Raw genomic sequence first — 17,841 nt, 5'->3', positions numbered from 1 at the left:
ACAACTAGAAAAACCAATCTAGCTAAATCAACATACGATGCAGGTTGGTTTGAGCTTAAAAGACAACTGGAATATAAATGCAAGCATGCAGGTTGTCAGCTTGAGATGGTAAATGAGAATTACACTACCCAGACCTGCTCGTGCTGCCATAAAATAAGTGACAGTAGCTTGAGGGTAGAGCAGGCTTGCGAATAAGAGGATGGACTTGTGCTGAGTGTGGCACATGGCATGATAGAGATATCAATGCTGCTAAGAACATCCTTGCGGTCGGGCTTGACCGTCTAGCTGTAGGAATCCCCTCTGTTTAGCGAGGGGAGGAGGTCAATAGATAAGATACAAAAAGACAAGGAGAATTGCTATGGCGGAATCGTCGAATGCCTTCGTGGAAGGTTTTAATACGTTTGTAAACTGGGGAAATGGGATTGTCTGGGGGAATGACTCCTGGTTAATCATGGATAATCCCTGGTATGGTCTATTGATTTTTGTGCTGATTGGAGTTGGTATCTTCTTTACGATAGCAACTCGTTTTGTACAGTTCCGTCAATTCGGTCATATGTGGAACTTGCTCCGTAGTTCCGGACAGGGTCGCAAAGATGGGGGTATCAGCTCTTTTGAAGCCCTGATGACCTCGCTTGCCGCCCGTGTTGGTACTGGTAACTTAGCCGGTGTCGCCATTGCCGTTTATATTGGTGGTCCTGGCGCGGTGTTCTGGATGTGGATTACCGCAATTTTAGGGATGTCGACCAGCTTTATTGAGTCAACTTTGGCTCAAGCATATAAAGTGCCTCATAACGATAACGTCTATCGCGGCGGCCCAGCTTATTATATCGAAAAAGGCTTAGGTCAGCGCTGGATGGCGATATTTTTCTCGTTGTGTCTATTGGTCGCCTTTGGTCTTGCGTTCAATGGGGTACAAGCTAATACTATCGCTCAAGCTACCCACCAAGCCTTTGGTGCGCCTACTTGGTTAACCGGCTTGGTTTTAGTAGTTTTAGTAGCCCCTGTGGTCTTTGGTGGTCTGCGCTCTGTAGCCCGAGTAGCGGGTAAAGTGGTTCCAGTCATGGCCATTTTATACATATTACTGGCACTATTTATTATCATCACCAACTTCACTCAGTTCCCAGCAGCGATTGTATTAATTGTGAAATCTGCCTTTGGTTTAGAGCAAGCTGCCGGTGGTGTATTGGGCTATGGTATCGCTCAAGCGATGATTAATGGTATCAAACGCGGTCTATTTTCGAACGAAGCGGGTATGGGTTCTGCGCCTAACGCTGCGGCGACAGCTAAGAGTCACCCTGACCACCCTGCAGTGCAAGGCTTTATGCAAATGCTGGGTGTATTCATTGATACCCTAGTAATTTGTACCGCGACTGCTTCTATCATCATTTTATCAGGAGTGGTTAGCGATCCAAATGTGGAGCAAGAAGGCATTCAATTGACCCAGTTGGCCTTATCTGAGTATGTGGGTGATATGGGGATTTACTTTATTGCCGTGGCCATCTTCTTCTTCGCTTTCACTTCAATCATTGCCAACTACAGCTATGGAGAGTCAAACTTAGAGTTTATCTCAGGTGAAAAAAGTGCCAAAGTAGCGATTATGATTTTCCGTCTCTTAGTATTGGGCATGGTATTTGTGGGTTCAATTGCAAGCTTACCTGCCATTTGGAACTTTGCTGACTTGTCGATGGGTTTAATGGCACTGACTAACTTAGTGGCCATTGTTATTTTGTCTCCAGTGGCGCTGCGTGTGTTACGAGACTATGAGCGTCAAATCAAAGAAGGCAAAACACCTGAGCAAATTACGTTTGATCCCGATCAATTCGTAAAATTAAAAAATGAAGCGAACCGTGATGCTTGGAAAGACTAGTTAGCTCTAAAAACTAATCTTTTATCTAATAAAAAACCCAGTCATTTGACTGGGTTTTTCTTTTATTATCAATAGCTTATGCTTGGTTACATGTTGGGGTAGTTAGGACCGCCGCCACCTTCTGGTGTTACCCAAGTGATGTTCTGTGAGGGGTCTTTAATATCACAGGTTTTACAATGCACACAGTTTTGAGCATTGATAACGAACTTAGCACCTTCTGCATCTTTCACAATTTCATACACGCCAGCTGGGCAATAACGCTGTGCAGGCTCTGCATAAATTGGTAAGTTCACAGTCACAGGAACCGTTGGGTCCGTTAACTTTAAGTGGCTTGGCTGATCTTCAGCATGGTTGGTGTTTGAGATAAACACTGAAGACAGCTTATCAAAGGTTAACTTGCCATCTGGCTTCGGATAATCTGGCTTATAAGATGTGCTGGCCTTATCTAGATTATCGTAGTCAGGGGTAGTATCACGGATAGTTAGTGGCATTTTACCTTTAAGCAGGTTGTGCTCGATAAAGGTGAAAGCGCCGCCCATGAACAGACCCATACGGTGCATAGCTGGTGCAAAGTTACGGGCTGAGTAGTTATCTTCATATAACCAAGAATCTTTGAACATCTGGCTATAGGTTTCTACTTCATCATGCTGACGGCCTGATTGTAGCGCCGCAAAGATAGCTTCAGCAGCTAACATACCTGACTTCATTGAAGTGTGGGTACCTTTAATCTTAGCTGGGTTTAGGAAGCCAGCATCATCACCTACCAATACACCACCTGGGAAGGTTAGCTTAGGTAGTGAGTTTAGACCACCTTTGGTCAATGCACGAGCACCGTAAGACAGACGTTTACCGCCTTCTAATACTTCTTTGATAACTGGGTGTGTTTTTAGGCGCTGCATCTCATCAAATGGAGACATGTATGGGTTGTGGTAAGATAAATCTACCACTAGACCAAAGCTCACTTGGTTGTTTTCGTCGTGGTATAACCACCAACCACCAGAAGAGCCTGTTTCCGTTAATGGCCAGCCTAGACCGTGCATTACCACACCTGGCTCATGTTTGCTTGAGTCAATTTCCCAAAGCTCTTTGATACCGATACCATAATGTTGTGGATCGCTGTCTTTGTCTAAAGCAAAGCGGCTGATTAGACGCTTACCTAAGTGACCACGGCACCCTTCAGCGAAGATGGTGTATTTGGCATTTAGCTCATAGCCTGGCTCATAGCTTGGCTTTTGTGAACCATCAGCAGCCACACCCATATCGCCCGTTAATACACCACGTACTGAGCCGTCGTCATTATAAAGAACTTCAGAGGCAGGGAAGCCTGGGAACATCATAACTTCAAGCTCTTCAGCTTGCTCAGCCAACCAGCGAACTACGTTACCTAGCGATACGATGTAGTTGCCTTGGTTGTGCATAGGCGCAGGAATGATCGAGTCTGGAGTTCTGATAGAGCGGGTCGCTGAGTTTAAATAAAATACGCGGTCTTCAGTAACCGGCACATTTAAAGGAGCGCCTTTTTCTTTCCAATCCGGAATTAGCTCATCTAAAGCACGAGGTTCGATAACCGCACCAGATAGGGTATGAGCACCGAACTCAGAGCCTTTTTCTACAACACAGACCATAAACTCATCTAGGCCAGCTTGTAGGGCGAGTTGACGGAGACGGATGGCTGCTGAAAGACCAGAGGGACCACCCCCAACAATCACAACATCAAAATCCATCGACTCACGTTCTATTTGTTCATCTTGCATTTTAAACTCCTTATAGCTGGCTAAATCATACCAACACCACATAATAATCGTCGGTGTGGACACTATTAATTTAATCGCTAGCAAACATTAATTTGAATACCTGTCAAATATACCCAATTGTGTACAAATAAGCGACCACAGTCAGGTCTAAAAACCGGTTCTCATGATTTAGCTGGCGGAAACATAAAAAAAGGGTTGCAGTTAGTTACCTATTATAAAATAAAAGTTAGATAAAGACGACACGATTTGTGACTCAGCCGTGGTAAAGTAACAATACCTACTATTTTAAGGTGATACTTTTAATCAAAGATGGCTTTAAAGTAGCTTTCTTGGTTCAAGAGGATATCACTGGCAATAATACAAGGATATAATAACAATGTCGCATTCAGAGCAGCAACAAGTCACAATATCGAGCAGTTTAGACTCGCTGTCAGAGTTTATAAAGCAAGAAAGTAGTGATCGTCGTGGTCGCTCGATTCCCCCGCTTGATAAATGGCATCCTGAGCGTCAGGGTGAGATGGATATGGTGATTAAAGCCAATGGGGAGTGGTGGCATGAAGGGGGCAAAGTTAGCCGTCAATCCTTGGTTGATTTGTTTGCCACCGTGCTGTGGAAAGAAGGCACTGAACAAGACCCCGAATACTATTTAAAGACCCCAGTCGAAAAAATCCGTATTACTGTAGAAGATGTGCCTTTTTTAATCACTGAGGTCAATCTTATTGAGCAAAAAGAGCAAAATAACAGCCCTGTGATTGAGTTTATCACCAGTACAGGCGATGTGGTGCCTTTAGATGATGAGCATCCTCTTGAAATGAGAGAGTATCAAGGCGAACAAAGACCTTATATTGAAGTACGCTTTGGTATGAAAGGTCTTATCTCCCGTAATGTTCTGATGCATTTGATTAAACTGGGTGAATTGACTGAAGAGGCGGGTCAAACCAGTCTGACTCTGCGCAGTGGCGGCAAAGCCTACTCAGTGACTGTTGAAAATTAATTGCTAGTTTCTTATCGTAAATCAGGCCAGCGTAGATAACGACTGCGCTGGCTTTGATGCTGTAAATTGGTACCTAAGCCATGGCAACCCAAGCAACACCTATTCCTTCCTCCCCATCCATTAAAATGGACAGCGCTCCTATTGGTATTTTTGACTCTGGGGTAGGCGGCTTATCGGTTTATCTTCATTTAAAGCAGCAACTTCCAGATGAGCAGTATCTATATTATGCCGATACGCTAAATGTGCCGTATGGGCCAAGGTCTAGTGCGGAGATTAAAGAGCTGACATTAATTGCGGTGGACTGGTTGGTGCAGTCAGGGTGTAAGCTTATTGTTATTGCTTGCAACAGTGCTTCGGCGCATGCCTTGCAGTTGGCGAGACACAAATATCCTCATATTCCCATTGTGGGCTTAGTGCCTGCACTAAAGCCTGCGGTGCTAAATAGTAACAGTAAAAGTGTGGCGGTTTTGGCTACCAAGGCAACTTTAGATGGCGAGCTGTTAAACACGGTTATCAGTGATTACGCCCTGCCGGCACAGGTCAATGTGGTCAAGTGGTTTGACCCCAATCTGGTACCTTGGGTAGAGGCTGGCATGCCCATTCAAAGTGAAACGCCAGAGCGATTAAAAGCACAGCTTAAAAACTTTGCTCAACAAAAAGTGGATCACTTGGTGCTAGGCTGTACGCACTATCCTTTCTTTCGAGAGTTTGTTATGTCGCAGATTGCCGATGAGAACTTGGGAATTAAGGTAGTAGATTCAGGAGCTGCCATTGCAGCTAGGGTTAAAACTTTACTGCAGCAGTCACAGTCTTTGGCAGCTTCAAAGCAAGTAGAGGCCTCAAACGAAAGCTTATATATTGGCCATAGCGACCAAGAACGAGATGACCTTAGTTTGGCTCAGTCCACGCTGTCCTTTTTTGTTTCGGACCCCAAAGCCGATTTGGCAGAGGTTTCAAAACTCGTTAATCGATTGATTCATCGCTAATAGCTTTTTATTAGGGTCAGTTATGTCATAGAGGTCAGTTATTTGCCATTAATTGAGTAAAGAGTGAGGCAGGCGAGTTACCCAAAGCTTGTCTTGTTAATATAAAGCATACGAGTTTAGTTTGTGCAATACCCAAGCTTGAAGTAGAATTTAAAGATATAAATAGATAGATTAGTGTGTAGTGACCCTTCGTGGTCTAAGGAAAATAATATGACAAACAGTAATGACCATAAATTAAAAGATGAAATCAATCATTTAGAAGAAGCGATGCATGATGCGGATCAGTTTCATACGCTTGAAGAGCAAGTAGCGGATATGAAGCGTCGTGGCATTGACCCAAGCAGTGCTTATAAAAAGTGGGACGATGACAAAGATGAAGATGATGATTGGGGTGATAAGACTTGGAAAGAAAACGGTAAGTGGGAACCTAAGACCCCAGCTGACTTAGACAAAAAAGCTCAAGAAGAGTGGGACGGTGAGAACGGTAAGCCAAATCCACCACCAATTGTTTAAGGTAGGGTTTCAAGCAACAATTTGAAAAGCTTCGATTTCGCTCAATTAGTATAGATTAGTTAGTAACAGTCGATACAGAGCAAAAAGGCCACGCAATTGCGTGGCCTTTTTTATGACTAGCTGACATTAAAATTACTGACCGGTATCGGTACGGATGATACGAATGGTGCCATCACTTGAAGTTGTTTTGCGAGCGCCATCTTGTTGCTGAATCAGACGGCTGATACTGTCGCTGTTATGCTGAGTATTTCGCTGGTTTTGCTGATAGCTTGGCTGTGAAGATATACCTTGATCGCCACTAATTAAGCGATAGAACTTCTGACCCGCACGACCATCGGCAGGGAATACACCCTTACTGGTCTGGTACTGCTGAATGGCTTTACGTGTGTTGTCACCAATAATACCGTCAACTGCGCCAATATCATAACCAGCATTAATTAAAGCTTGCTGAATGTCTTTGGCTTGCTGACGGCTGATACCTGGATCGTCCGTTGGCCAAGCGGTAATGAAGTCGGTCTTGCTGCTGTCCTCTTTAGTAATCAAATCAGACAAATGAGCAATGGCTAACGCATAGTTCTCTGATGCGTTATAAGAGTAGAAGGTATCAAAGTTTTTACCCACTAAGAAGGCAGGGCCATCTAGACCAGCAGGCAATAATAAACCAGCACTGCTTAAGTCATAAGGTAATGGACGACCATCGGCTAGGGTAAAGCCTTTATCACGCCAGTAGCTCATAGACTTCTTGTTTTTTCGGCTGTTGCTGCCCCAGAAGCCTGAAGGGATTTTTACTTCGTAGCCCCAAGGTTCACCACTACGATAACCACGTTTTTTTAGGAAGTTGGCTGTAGAAGCTAGAGCGTCAGGCTTACTGTTTACTAGGTCACGACGGCCATCGCCATCGAAATCAACAGCTAAGTCAAGGAAAGTGCCTGGCATGAATTGGGTCTGACCAAACGCACCTGCCCAAGAACCTTTCATATCACTGGCTGCAATATCGCCATTTTGTACGATTTTTAACGCATTGGCGTATTCACCACGAAAATAAGACTGGCGACGATCAAAGCAAGACAAGGTCGCTAATGACTGGAATAAGTCTTTTTTACCCAAAGTCTGACCGAAGTTAGATTCTACACCCCACACCCCAAGGACATGTTCAGCCTTTACGCCATAACGGGCTTCGATACGGCGTAGGGTATCAGCCATTTCATGTTTGGCACGGATACCATCTTCCACACGCTCTTTATCAACCAATGAAGATAAATAGTCCCACACATCTTTTTGGAACTCTGGCTGATAGTTTAAAGACTGGATAACGCTTGGATCTGGCTCGCTTGGGCGGTAGTTTTCAAAAGTAGAGCTACTGACACCACGGAAAGTGCTTGAGTTTTTTAGCCCATTTAAACACTGCTGGAATTGAGAATTAGAAAGATAAGGCGCCTCTGGGGCAGCTTGAGCACTGGTCGCAGCCAGAGACAAGCCAATGGCCGTAGACAAGGCGGCAACTAGACGGGTATGCAGCATAAATTAAATCCTTAGTGTTGTTTATAAAATGAGGAATAGACAGAAGGTAAAAGCCAATTAAATATAAAATTTTCAGCAAGTTGTCAGCTTCATAAGGGTGCCAAAAAGCAGCCTATAAAGCGCTTCATATTAGAGTAACCAAAATAAAGATTAAAGAAAAGCTGTGAGCAAGTTTGGTTACCATAAGAAAACGTGTAGCAAGGGTTGGGGTAAGGTAGGGGTAAATAATTAGAAAAACAATGAGAAAAACGAATTGTAAATCTGGGCATAAATCTAAAGCAGACCATATTAAATATGGTCTGCTTTGACAAAGCGTGCTTATGACGCTGAGTGGATCAAATAGCCACTAAAAAAGCCAGCTAGAAGAAAGCAAGGTGCATAATCTCTACACTAAGCTCATGACTTTCACCTGGCGTTAAGCTAACGGTATCCAAGTGGGCATTGGCAGTTTCTACACACAGCATTTTCTTATAATCCTCTGCGCCAAACTGAGAAATCTCATGGGCCTTAGTGTGCCAAGGATTCCAAATCACGGTGCTATTACTGCCTTTGCTAGCTATCTGAGGGAGGCTTGCTCGTGGTTCAACTACGATTAATGCAGGGGCAGCATGGTAGATGCGATCGACGCCTTCGCTAAAAGTCACTTCACCTTGCTGGGTTTTGGTAATCCAGTTGTCCAAGGCATCGGAATAGCTTACCTGATCGAGGCCCTTAATTGTAGTTTGCTCAATATCGCCGGTAGGCAAATAGGTGTGCAGTGCTTGGGAGAAGTGAACGGTCTCATCGCTGTGGTTAGTCGTGGTTAACGCAATACTAAAGCTGTAAGAGCTAAATAAGAACTTCACCTGTAGGCCAAGTTTAGGGTGAAAGTCCTCTAGCTTAGGCAGGCTTAAAGTTAAGCTTGAGAAGTGATCTAATCTTCGATTTACATGCAGCGGGTTAAATAGGTCGACATCAAAGATTTGATTACGAGCAAAACCATGCTGCTTTAAATCAAAGCGACAATCCGCGAAGCTGTCCTTGACCTGTTGTGGGTTGGCCTCAAATTGGCCGAAGACGGGCCAACATATCGGTACGCCGCCTCGTACGGAATCACCCACTTTGTATTCTGCTTTGTCGCTTACCCATAGCCAGTTATCAGGTCCAGTACGGGTTGAGAAATGAATCAGTTGTGCCCCTTGCAATAATACAGTGGCCGTATAGTCAGGGGAGGTAATGGTCAGGGCATCTAGCTCGTCAATTTTGCTGTGTTTTAAAGTCGGTAACAAGTCATATCCTTGGTAGAATAAAGTGGAAAATACTAGTGAGGCACTAACTGCCAGGCTAAATTTAGAAAGGGATTGCCCTCACTATTTACTTGCTGCGTCTCATAAGCTTCAACTAGGCTAATCTCATAAGCCTGCTGATAGTAGCTGTATATCTTCTGGCTAGGAATCAGAAACGGAGGCCCTGAATATTTGGCATACTCAGCTTCATCGACGCCACTTAATCCAAAGCTTAATAAAAGCTGCTGCGCTTTAGGGGCAAGCTTTATAAGCTGCTGCGAGTAGCGTACCCGTAGCGAATCCTCAGAGCCATCATCGGGTAAAGCCACTAGCGCAGCTCGGTCATAAATGGCATCAACTGAGCCTAGATCTTGCGCCGTCAATTCAAAGATATCTCCGACCCATAGGGTAATCGTCTGCGAATCGAGGTGGCCTTGATAGTATTTAAGATTAGGCGTATTTGGGTGTTCAACTATTGTGGGCTGTATTTGATGCTCCTCAAAGAACTGCTCAACTGCAAGCTCGACCAGCTCCACTCCGACCACATCACAGCCTTGATCAGCTAACCAAACCATGTCAATGCTTTTGCCACATAGCGGTACAAAGACGCAGCTGTTTGGTGGCAGCTGCAATGCAGAAAAGTGCTTCATTAACAAAGTATTGGGCTTAGATTGATTAAAGCCCACCTTATTACTTTGCCATTTATTTTGCCAAAAGTTCGGTTCCATGAATTTTCTCTATTCCTAGTGCGAAAGCTTATATCCAAAAGACTGGTATCCAAAAGGCTGGGGTTAGACCAAATACTCCTTAAACTCTTTACGCAGTTTAGATAACTTTGGGGGAATAACCGCTGAGCAGTAGCCTTGTTGTGGGTTTTTGTTATAAAAGTTTTGATGGTACTCTTCTGCAACAAAAAACTCGCTGGCAGGGTGCACTTCAGTGACCACACCGATTCCCATATTACGTAGCTTATTGATAGTACGGTCAACGGTTGGCTTTTGGGCTGCTTCATCAGTATAGAAAACCACAGAGCGGTATTGGCTGCCCACATCGTTGCCTTGGCGGTCTTTGGTAGTGGGGTCATGGGTAGTAAAGAAGATGTCTAAAATAACTTCTAACGGAATGACTGTGTCATCAAATTCAACTTTAATAACTTCAATATGACCAGTATTGCCACTACATACGGCATCATAGTTTGCGGTTGCAGCATCGCCGCCCATATAGCCTGAAGTGACCTTTTGAACGCCTTTTACTGACTGGAATACTGATTCAGTGCACCAAAAGCAGCCGCCACCAAGAATAATTGTTTGCATTTTATTGTCCTTTTTATTTATAAAAATGTATTTATGACTATTTAATTTAGGTCTTAAATTTTATCAGGCTAGTGTAGCGCTATAAGTAACAAACAGTAATGATATAATACAACATATTCTATCTTCATCACGCCATTCATTCTGGCCCACTAAGCCGCCGCTACCGATAAGTGAGTTTGTATGTCAAATCCTGCCGCCACCGATTCTGCTGTTGTCTATGATAACGTATTCACCACGCCACTAGATAAAGCGGCGCGCTTTTCATTTGATGAGCAAGTGGTGGCCTGCTTTCCTGATATGATTCGCCGCAGTGTGCCAGGCTATGGCCAGATGTTGGCGATGCTTCCAATATTTGCCAAGCGTCATTGTCAGGCAGGTCAAGTCAACTCTGAAGGCAAGCGTGTCAGCCGAGTGTATGACTTGGGCTGCTCGCTAGGCGGCGCCACCATGGCACTGCTAAATGAAAAAGGCGGCTTTGGTAAAGAAGAGCTGCAAATCAAAGCAGTGGATATCTCGCCGGCCATGACTCAAAAAGCCGAAGTACTGCTACAAGAAAACTATCCAGAGCATGATGTTGAAGTGATTACTGCTGACATTCGCGGGTTTGAGCTTGAGCCATGCGACATGGTGATTTTAAACCTTACTTTACAGTTTTTACCCCCAGAAGACCGCACTCAAGTACTACAAAATATTTATAATGCCTTAAATGACGGTGGCATCTTAGTATTAACCGAAAAGACCCACACCGGTGATGAGCAAGATGATGCCTGGTTGGTTGAGCGCTATTATGACTTTAAACGTGCCAATGGATACAGTGAGCTTGAGATTAGTGGGAAACGTAATGCATTAGAGAACGTGCTAATTACCGATACTTTAGATCAGCACCATCAGCGCTTATCTGAAGTGGGCTTTAACCGTAGTTTGACTTGGTTCCAGTTCTTAAACTTTGCTTCTATGATTGCTTTTAAATAGGGCTGATTTAGTATTTCAGGTTATCCAAGCAAGAAGTTGATGTGCTAGTTGCTTTTGCCAATTAGCACAATGCCACTTTCAATTTCAGGCACAGCAGCATACCTTTTATAATAGGCATCTTAATAGCAGTCACTTTAACAATAATCACCTTAACAACACTCACCCCACATTCAAACACATAACGAACCTTCTATGACCAATAAAACCATCGAAACCGCAGAACGTGAGCTGTACCTTGCGCTAATTCAGCGTGCCCAATATCGCCCCATTGCAACCCAGTGGTTGGCTAACCTGCCGCAGTGGTTAAGTGACATCAAAGATAAGCGTAAATATGCGCACGCGCCGGCTTACTTATCTTCAGTGGAAAATTTGCCGCAGCTAGATATAAAAAATGTGGATTTAAACAGTGATGTCTTAACCATTGATACTCAGTTAACCGAGGGTCAAAACAAACAGATTACTGCCTTGATGAAGCAGTTAATGCCATGGCGCAAGGGGCCGTTTCAGATTGGCATCGGTGATAATAAGGTGTTTATTGATACCGAATGGCACAGTGACTGGAAGTGGAACCGAGTCGCGCCACATTTGGGTACGCTTGAAGGCCGCTATGTCTTAGATGTGGGCGGCGGCTCAGGCTATCACGGCTGGCGTATGGCGGGTGCGGGCGCAAAGCAGGTGATTATTATTGATCCGTCCTGCCTGTTTTATCATCAGTTTATGGCGATTCGCCATTTTGTGGCGGGTTTTGATGCCGATACCGATGACGATAAGACTGGCGTTGGCTATCGTACCCACTATATTCCAGTAGGCTTGGAGGAGTTGCCATCAAGCTCAGACCAAGGCAATCAGCTGTTTGATACCGTATTCTGTATGGGGGTGTTGTATCACCGGCAGTCACCGTTTGAGCATTTGCACCAGCTTAGAAACCAACTGATTAAAGGTGGACAGTTGGTATTAGAGACCTTGGTGGTTGAGGGCGATAAAAATACGGTGCTAGTGCCACACGACAGATACGCCAAAATGAATAACGTTTATTTCTTACCCTCTGTGGCGGCGTTAACGGGCTGGCTAGAGAAGGTGGGCTTTAGCGATGTGAAATGCGTGGATATTGACATAACCTCAACGGAGGAGCAGCGTGCTACAGATTGGATGACTTATCAATCGCTTAAAGACTTCTTGGATCCAAATGATCCAACCAAGACTATCGAGGGTTATCCAGCACCAATGCGAGCGACGTTGATAGCGACGAAGTAATGAATCGTTAGCTTACTTAAATTCAACTATTTTTCTTAATTTAAAAGCCTACATTGGTTATGATAATAATCACAATCCATGTAGGCTTTTGGCCTTAGATTTTCGGCATTTTATTCACACCATCTAGGCAGGTTAACCATATCATGACGACGATTAACGGTAAAAAACGATTTAGTATAGGTTTGATGGGTCTAATGATGCTGATTGCTGCGCCTGCTTTGGCATCGGATGCTTATGGCAATCCTTTTGAGGACAGTGGCTTTGTCAATCAAGACTGGCAAGTGGTTTGTGATAATACGTTGACTTGCCGTGCTGCGGGTTATGCTGATGAAAACGCTTATGAGATGCCAGCGTCGATTCTAATTACTGCTAACCCGAAACAACAAGTGAAGACGGCAGAGATACAACTGCCACCAGAAGTATCATCAGCTGATGAATATGATGTTGAGCTTTGGCTGAATGATAAGTTTTTTGGTCAATTGACAGCTGGCCCACAAGGTACTTATGAGCTGAACGAAAAGCAAGCACTATCATTATTTAAGCGCGCGCAACAAAACACTAAAATTGAGATTGCTGTCGTATCAGATATAGGCAGTGATCGATGGCAAATCAGTGATAAGGGCATGGCGTCTGTATTACTTAAACTCGATGAGGTTCAGGGTAAAGTCGGCACTCCTTTAGCCTTAGTGAGTGAAAAGGTAAGTATAAACAATCCCAATCGCCAAACACCAAAAAGTTTGAAGTCTAAACCAATTATCAAAAGGGGATATGCCTATTCTGATAAGCTTAATAAAAAGTTAGATGCAAAAACATCCGCATACTTTCAAACTAATATGGATAACTGGGTAAAATCTAGTATTAATCGAGATGATGTATCAGAGTGTGATGCGTTAAGTGGTGATAATTCCTGGTATGACGATACGGACAGCAGAAAGTGGACATTTCAGCCCATTAACCAGCGGTACACGCTTGCAGAGCATCTATGCTGGCGTGGTGCTTATAACACAGGTTCTGGATACTGGGTTATAGACAACAAGCAACCAAGCCAGCCAACATTAATCACCACAACGGGTAGCGGTTATACAGACGGTGAAATCTTAGCTGCTCATAAAGGTCGCGGCTTGGGGGATTGCTGGGGGATAGAAAGATGGCAGTGGAATGGAGAAAACTTCGTTCGATCGTATAAGGCAACAAGAGGTTTGTGCCGTAGCTTTTCAGGTGGCGCGTGGGAGTTACCCACGTATGTGAGTGAGGTTGTTGAGCCTAAATAATGAGGGTTACAAACAGTAACTACAAACCCACCTAAGCCTATCTATAATTAATCACTATGAGTAGATTGTTAAGCATAAAACAAGCAGCTAATCAGTTAGGCGTTTCCGTCTCAACTCTATGAAGATGGGATGAGACAGGTGTGCTTGTCGCCCAAAGAACACCCAAAGGCCATCGTCGGTATGACTTATCTAAAATAAACCCAAACCTGACTCGTAATAAGGTGGAGCAACAACGCAAAACCATAGCTTACGCTCGTGTATCGAGTCATGAACAAAAATCAGACTTACAGCGTCAGATTGAAATGCTTGAGCTGTATTGCTCTGCTCAAGGTTGGTCATTCGAGGTGATTAGCGATTTGGGTAGTGGTATGAACTATCATAAAAAAGGCTTAAAACGCCTGCTTGACGATATTTTAGACAACAAAATAGACAGGCTGGTGCTAACCCATAAAGATAGATTACTGCGTTTTGGGGCAGAACTTGTTTTTGCTTTGTGTGAAGCTCGTCAAGTTGAAGTGGTTATCATTAATCAAGGTGAAAACTTATCGTTTGAAGAAGAATTGGCGCAAGACGTACTTGAGATCATCACAGTGTTTTCAGCCAGACTTTACGGTTCACCTAGTAAGAAAAATAAAAAACTCATTGAGGCAGTCAAGGCAAGTTTAGAATGATACGAGGCCATATTATTGAGCTTACTCCAAACAACAAGCAAGCCACTTACTTTGCTAAGGCTTGCGGTATAGCTCGTCTTGCCTATAACTGGGCGTTAGCTGAGTGGCAACGACAGTATGCTCAAGATAAAGCCTATCGTGATGCTTGTCATATTATGGGTATTGACGTTGATGAAAGCAAATTACTAAAGCCTACCCAAGGCAAGCTACGCAAACAATTAAACGCCATTAAGCATGATAAGTACCCATTCATGCTTGAGGTGACGAAATGTGCCCCACAACTGGCTATTATGCAGCTAGGTGATGCCTATAAGCGCTTCTTTAAGGGCGAGGCTAAGTATCCACAGTTTCGCAAGAAAGGCGTTAACGATAGGTTTAGCCTGTCTAATGACCAGTTTGCTGTTAAAGGCAGACAGATTCGCATACCAAACCTAGGTTGGGTTCGTATGCGTGAAGCCTTGCGCTTTGACGGCAAAATACTCTCAGCTAAAATCTTTAGTCGAGGTGAGAGATGGTTTGTCTCTGTTGCAGTTGAAATAGATGCTGTAAACCTTGCCAAAAAGACAGGTAAGCAAACTGGTGTAGACTTAGGTATTACTGACCTAACCACTCTATCAGACGGTACTAAAGTCAAGGCACCCAAGCCACTTAAGGCGCAACTCAACAAACTCAAAAGGCTGAGTCGTCAATTAAGCCGTAAACAAAAAGGCAGTAATAATCGTGCTAAAGCGAAAGCCAAGCTATCACGATTGCACCTGCAAATTAGTAATATCCGTAAAGACGCTCTACATAAGCTTACTACTGGCTTGGTGAGAGAGTATGATGTTATTGCAATTGAAAACCTAAACACCAAAGGCATGATGCAAAACCGCAAGTTAAGCCGTGCTATTGCCGATTTAGGCTTTTATGAGTTTAAGCGTCAGCTTGTTTATAAGGCTAATCAATACGGTAAAACTGTTAAAGAGTTAGATAGATGGTTTCCATCCTCTAAAACTTGTTCTAATTGCGGTCACTTACTGACCAAAGACGAATTACCCTTATCAGTTAGACGATGGCCGTGTTCGTCTTGTCAGCAGGCAAATGATAGAGATGTCAATGCCAGTATCAATATACTGCAACATGCAGATAAAGTGTTAACCCATCACTGATGGTTTAAAAAAAGCGGTGAGTTCCACCGTGTTAGCCTGTGGAGACGATGTAAGACCTGAGTGTAATCACAATGGCAAACGTCTATGAAGCAGGAAGAAAACGCTAAAACTATGTGAGTAGGTTTAGGTAAGTTTTTCGGAACGGTTGCTCCATATATATTAGCAATACCTTATCGCCCTGTATTGCTGTAAAATCATATCCATCTAATATTCACTTAACTTCAGAGTTTAATAAATTATGTCGCAAGCTCAAATTGATGAAATCTTTGCGTTATTAGATAGCGCAGCCAAAGTACTGATTGATCAAGGTATATTGCCGAATGACTGGCAAAATAACAGTCAAATCACGCGCAGTAAAAGCCCTGAGCATGGCGATTATGCCAGTAACATCGCTTTAACTGCTGCCAAAGCCGCGAAGTCTAACCCGCGTGCTCTAGCAGAACAGCTGACCGCCGCTTTGCCTGAAAATGATAGCATTGCTAAGTTAGAAGTAGCTGGACCTGGATTTATTAACATCTTTTTAAATAGTGATGCTAAGTTTGCGGTATTAGACGTTATTTTTGATAAAAATGAGCGTTACGGCTTAACGGATGAGTTCTCTGACAAGAAGATTCAAGTAGAGTTCGTTTCTGCTAACCCAACCTCAAGCTTACATGTTGGTCATGGCCGCGGTGCTGCCTTTGGTATGAGTGTGGCAAACCTGCTTGAAGCAGTAGGCTATCAAGTGACCCGTGAATACTATGTCAACGATGCCGGTCGTCAGATGGATATTTTAGCGACCAGTACCTATCTTCGTTATTTGCAGGTGTGTGGCGAAGAGATTAGCTTCCCAGTTGGTGGTTATCAAGGCGAGTATGTCACCAATATCGCAGAAGAAATCAAAGCGGAAAGTGGCGATAAATATCTACATCCCTACAGCGTCATCAGTGACAATGCACCAGAAGATGAAGTATCTGCAGTAAATGAAGCTGGTGAAAAAGAAGTGGTTTCTGGCGATAAAAACGCGCATATTGATGTGCTGATTGCCAACAGTAAACAAGCTTTAGGTACAGAAGGCTACGAAGTATTCTTAAATGCCGCGCTGAATGAAATTCTTGACGACATCAAAGATGATTTAAATGACTTTGGCGTTCGCTTTGAGCAGTGGTTTAGTGAAAAATCGATTGCAGATGAGATTGAGCCGGTATTAGCAGAGCTTGAAAGCAAAGGTCATTTGTATGAAAAAGATGGCAATACGTGGTTCCGCTCTACCGACTTTGGCGATGAAAAAGACCGTGTGGTGCGCCGTGCTAATGGTCTAACCACTTACTTTGCATCAGATATTGCTTATCATAAAAACAAGTTCGAGCGTGGATTTGATACGGTAATTAACGTGTGGGGTGCTGACCACCACGGTTATATCGCTCGTGTGCGTGCTGCGCTAACTGCCTTAGGTATCGATGAAAAGCGTTTAGAAGTTATTTTGGTTCAGTTTGTGGCCCTATGGCGCGGCGAAGAAAAAATCCAAATGTCTTCTCGCTCAGGTAAGTTTGTGACCTTGCGTGAACTACGTGCAGAAGTGGGTAACGATGCAGCGCGTTTTTATTATGTGGCTCGTAAACCAGAAGTTCACATTGACTTTGACTTAGAGCTGGCTAAATCACAAAGTAAAGACAACGCGGTTTATTACATCCAGTATGCTCACGCCCGTGTGTGCAGCGTGCTTGAAAAGATTGTGGCCAAAGGCTTCGATGTGGATGATACCCAAGGTAAAGCCATGCAAAACTTGCTGAGTGCCGAAGCGGAAAGTGAGCTAATTAAGCTATTAGCTGCTTATCCTGCTACGCTAAAACGTGCGGCCACTGGTTATGACCCACACGTATTGACCAACTACTTAAAAGATTTGGCCTCACTATTCCATGCTTGGTATAACGACAATCGCATTTTACCAGTCAGTATTATTGCTGATGAAACGCCAAGCCAAGAAGAGCTAGACTTAATGCAGGCCCGTTTACGTCTGTCTAAGGCTGTGCGTCAAGTACTGGCCAATGGCTTGAGTCTACTAGGACTATCAGCCCCTACCAGCATGTAGTAGTCCGTTGATGAGCTTGGGCTAATTGTTTTCTATGCTTAACATCCCCTATAAGTTAATCACTGGCTTAATTTGCTATGATTGGCTTATAGGGCTATTTACAATTTTAAAAAACATGGCCTGACTGAATCTTGACTTCCTCCCTTCGCTAAACCGAGGGGATTCCTACAGCTAGACGGTCAAGCCCGACCGCAAGGATGTTAGCAGCATTGATATCTCTATCATGCCATGTGCCACACTC

Annotated in this window: 14 protein-coding genes and 3 pseudogenes; 11 read left to right on the top strand and 6 right to left on the bottom strand. The window is 43.8% G+C overall.

Annotated features, from left to right (window positions below; genetic code table 11):
* Both A1019T_RS00800 and A1019T_RS00795 read left to right on the top strand, forming a co-directional pair.
* A pseudogene (locus tag A1019T_RS00800) lies at positions 1 to 308 on the top strand (RNA-guided endonuclease InsQ/TnpB family protein); the annotation flags it as partial.
* Between the two features lie 143 nt (positions 309 to 451).
* Positions 452 to 1,867, top strand: coding sequence for an alanine/glycine:cation symporter family protein (locus A1019T_RS00795; protein WP_244152382.1), 1,416 nt, complete (start codon positions 452 to 454; stop codon positions 1,865 to 1,867).
* 86 nt (positions 1,868 to 1,953) lie between these two features.
* On the opposite strand, the gene A1019T_RS00790 is transcribed toward A1019T_RS00795, so the two are convergent.
* Positions 1,954 to 3,621: an electron transfer flavoprotein-ubiquinone oxidoreductase gene (locus tag A1019T_RS00790; protein WP_077448337.1), complete on the bottom strand. Its 1,668-nt coding sequence runs from the start codon at positions 3,619 to 3,621 to the stop codon at positions 1,954 to 1,956.
* 376 nt (positions 3,622 to 3,997) lie between these two features.
* Here A1019T_RS00790 and A1019T_RS00785 point away from each other — a divergent pair, with 376 nt between their 5' ends.
* The 3 genes from A1019T_RS00785 to A1019T_RS00775 all read left to right on the top strand — a co-directional run bounded on the left by A1019T_RS00785 (position 3,998) and on the right by A1019T_RS00775 (position 6,114).
* Positions 3,998 to 4,615 (top strand): DUF1285 domain-containing protein, encoded by a 618-nt coding sequence (locus A1019T_RS00785; RefSeq protein WP_077449989.1) that lies wholly within the window; start codon positions 3,998 to 4,000, stop codon positions 4,613 to 4,615.
* A gap of 80 nt (positions 4,616 to 4,695) precedes the next feature.
* Entirely contained in the window at positions 4,696 to 5,601 is a 906-nt protein-coding gene (murI, locus tag A1019T_RS00780) for a glutamate racemase (RefSeq protein WP_077448340.1), read from the top strand.
* 210 nt (positions 5,602 to 5,811) lie between these two features.
* Complete coding sequence (locus A1019T_RS00775) at positions 5,812 to 6,114, top strand: hypothetical protein (protein ID WP_077448342.1); 303 nt, start codon at positions 5,812 to 5,814, stop codon at positions 6,112 to 6,114.
* Between the two features lie 132 nt (positions 6,115 to 6,246).
* Here the strand turns inward: A1019T_RS00775 and A1019T_RS00770 are convergent, their stop codons facing one another.
* The 4 genes from A1019T_RS00770 to msrA form a co-directional block, all read right to left on the bottom strand.
* On the bottom strand, positions 6,247 to 7,635 hold the full coding sequence (locus A1019T_RS00770; protein ID WP_077448344.1) for a lytic murein transglycosylase: 1,389 nt from the start codon (positions 7,633 to 7,635) through the stop codon (positions 6,247 to 6,249).
* A gap of 359 nt (positions 7,636 to 7,994) precedes the next feature.
* Positions 7,995 to 8,903 carry a D-hexose-6-phosphate mutarotase gene (locus tag A1019T_RS00765; protein ID WP_077449988.1) on the bottom strand — a complete coding sequence of 303 codons (909 nt, stop codon included), beginning with the start codon at positions 8,901 to 8,903 and terminating at the stop codon, positions 7,995 to 7,997.
* Positions 8,904 to 8,935: 32 nt separating this feature from the next.
* Complete coding sequence (locus A1019T_RS00760) at positions 8,936 to 9,628, bottom strand: class I SAM-dependent methyltransferase (protein WP_077449987.1); 693 nt, start codon at positions 9,626 to 9,628, stop codon at positions 8,936 to 8,938.
* A gap of 63 nt (positions 9,629 to 9,691) precedes the next feature.
* Entirely contained in the window at positions 9,692 to 10,213 is a 522-nt protein-coding gene (msrA, locus tag A1019T_RS00755; RefSeq protein ID WP_077448350.1) for a peptide-methionine (S)-S-oxide reductase MsrA, read from the bottom strand.
* 180 nt (positions 10,214 to 10,393) lie between these two features.
* Between msrA and cmoA the strand changes: the two genes are divergently transcribed.
* From cmoA to argS, 6 genes and pseudogenes are all read left to right on the top strand, one after another.
* Positions 10,394 to 11,185: a carboxy-S-adenosyl-L-methionine synthase CmoA gene (gene cmoA, locus A1019T_RS00750; protein WP_077449986.1), complete on the top strand. Its 792-nt coding sequence runs from the start codon at positions 10,394 to 10,396 to the stop codon at positions 11,183 to 11,185.
* Between the two features lie 192 nt (positions 11,186 to 11,377).
* Positions 11,378 to 12,439, top strand: coding sequence for a tRNA 5-methoxyuridine(34)/uridine 5-oxyacetic acid(34) synthase CmoB (gene cmoB / locus A1019T_RS00745; RefSeq protein ID WP_077448353.1), 1,062 nt, complete (start codon positions 11,378 to 11,380; stop codon positions 12,437 to 12,439).
* A gap of 143 nt (positions 12,440 to 12,582) precedes the next feature.
* The gene (locus A1019T_RS00740; protein WP_077449985.1) at positions 12,583 to 13,710 is read left to right on the top strand and encodes a DUF1176 domain-containing protein; all 1,128 of its coding nucleotides are present in this window, start codon (positions 12,583 to 12,585) and stop codon (positions 13,708 to 13,710) included.
* A gap of 56 nt (positions 13,711 to 13,766) precedes the next feature.
* Positions 13,767 to 14,381: pseudogene (locus A1019T_RS00735) on the top strand (IS607 family transposase).
* A complete protein-coding gene (locus A1019T_RS00730; protein ID WP_077449983.1) occupies positions 14,378 to 15,529 on the top strand; it encodes an RNA-guided endonuclease InsQ/TnpB family protein in 1,152 nt (383 codons plus the stop codon). The pseudogene A1019T_RS00735 and the gene A1019T_RS00730 overlap by 4 nt, the downstream one beginning before the upstream one ends.
* Positions 15,530 to 15,767: 238 nt before the next feature.
* The gene (gene argS, locus A1019T_RS00725; RefSeq protein ID WP_077449982.1) at positions 15,768 to 17,600 is read left to right on the top strand and encodes an arginine--tRNA ligase; all 1,833 of its coding nucleotides are present in this window, start codon (positions 15,768 to 15,770) and stop codon (positions 17,598 to 17,600) included.
* A 148-nt stretch (positions 17,601 to 17,748) separates the two neighbouring features.
* On the opposite strand, the pseudogene A1019T_RS00720 reads toward argS, so the two are convergent.
* Positions 17,749 to 17,841 (bottom strand): annotated as a pseudogene (locus A1019T_RS00720) (RNA-guided endonuclease TnpB family protein); the annotation flags it as partial.

The organism is Psychrobacter piechaudii (assembly GCF_900162825.1).
GTDB lineage: Bacteria > Pseudomonadota > Gammaproteobacteria > Pseudomonadales > Moraxellaceae > Psychrobacter > Psychrobacter piechaudii.
The sequence above is the reverse complement of the archived record's forward strand: the minus strand, read 5'-3'. Positions and strand labels throughout refer to the sequence as shown.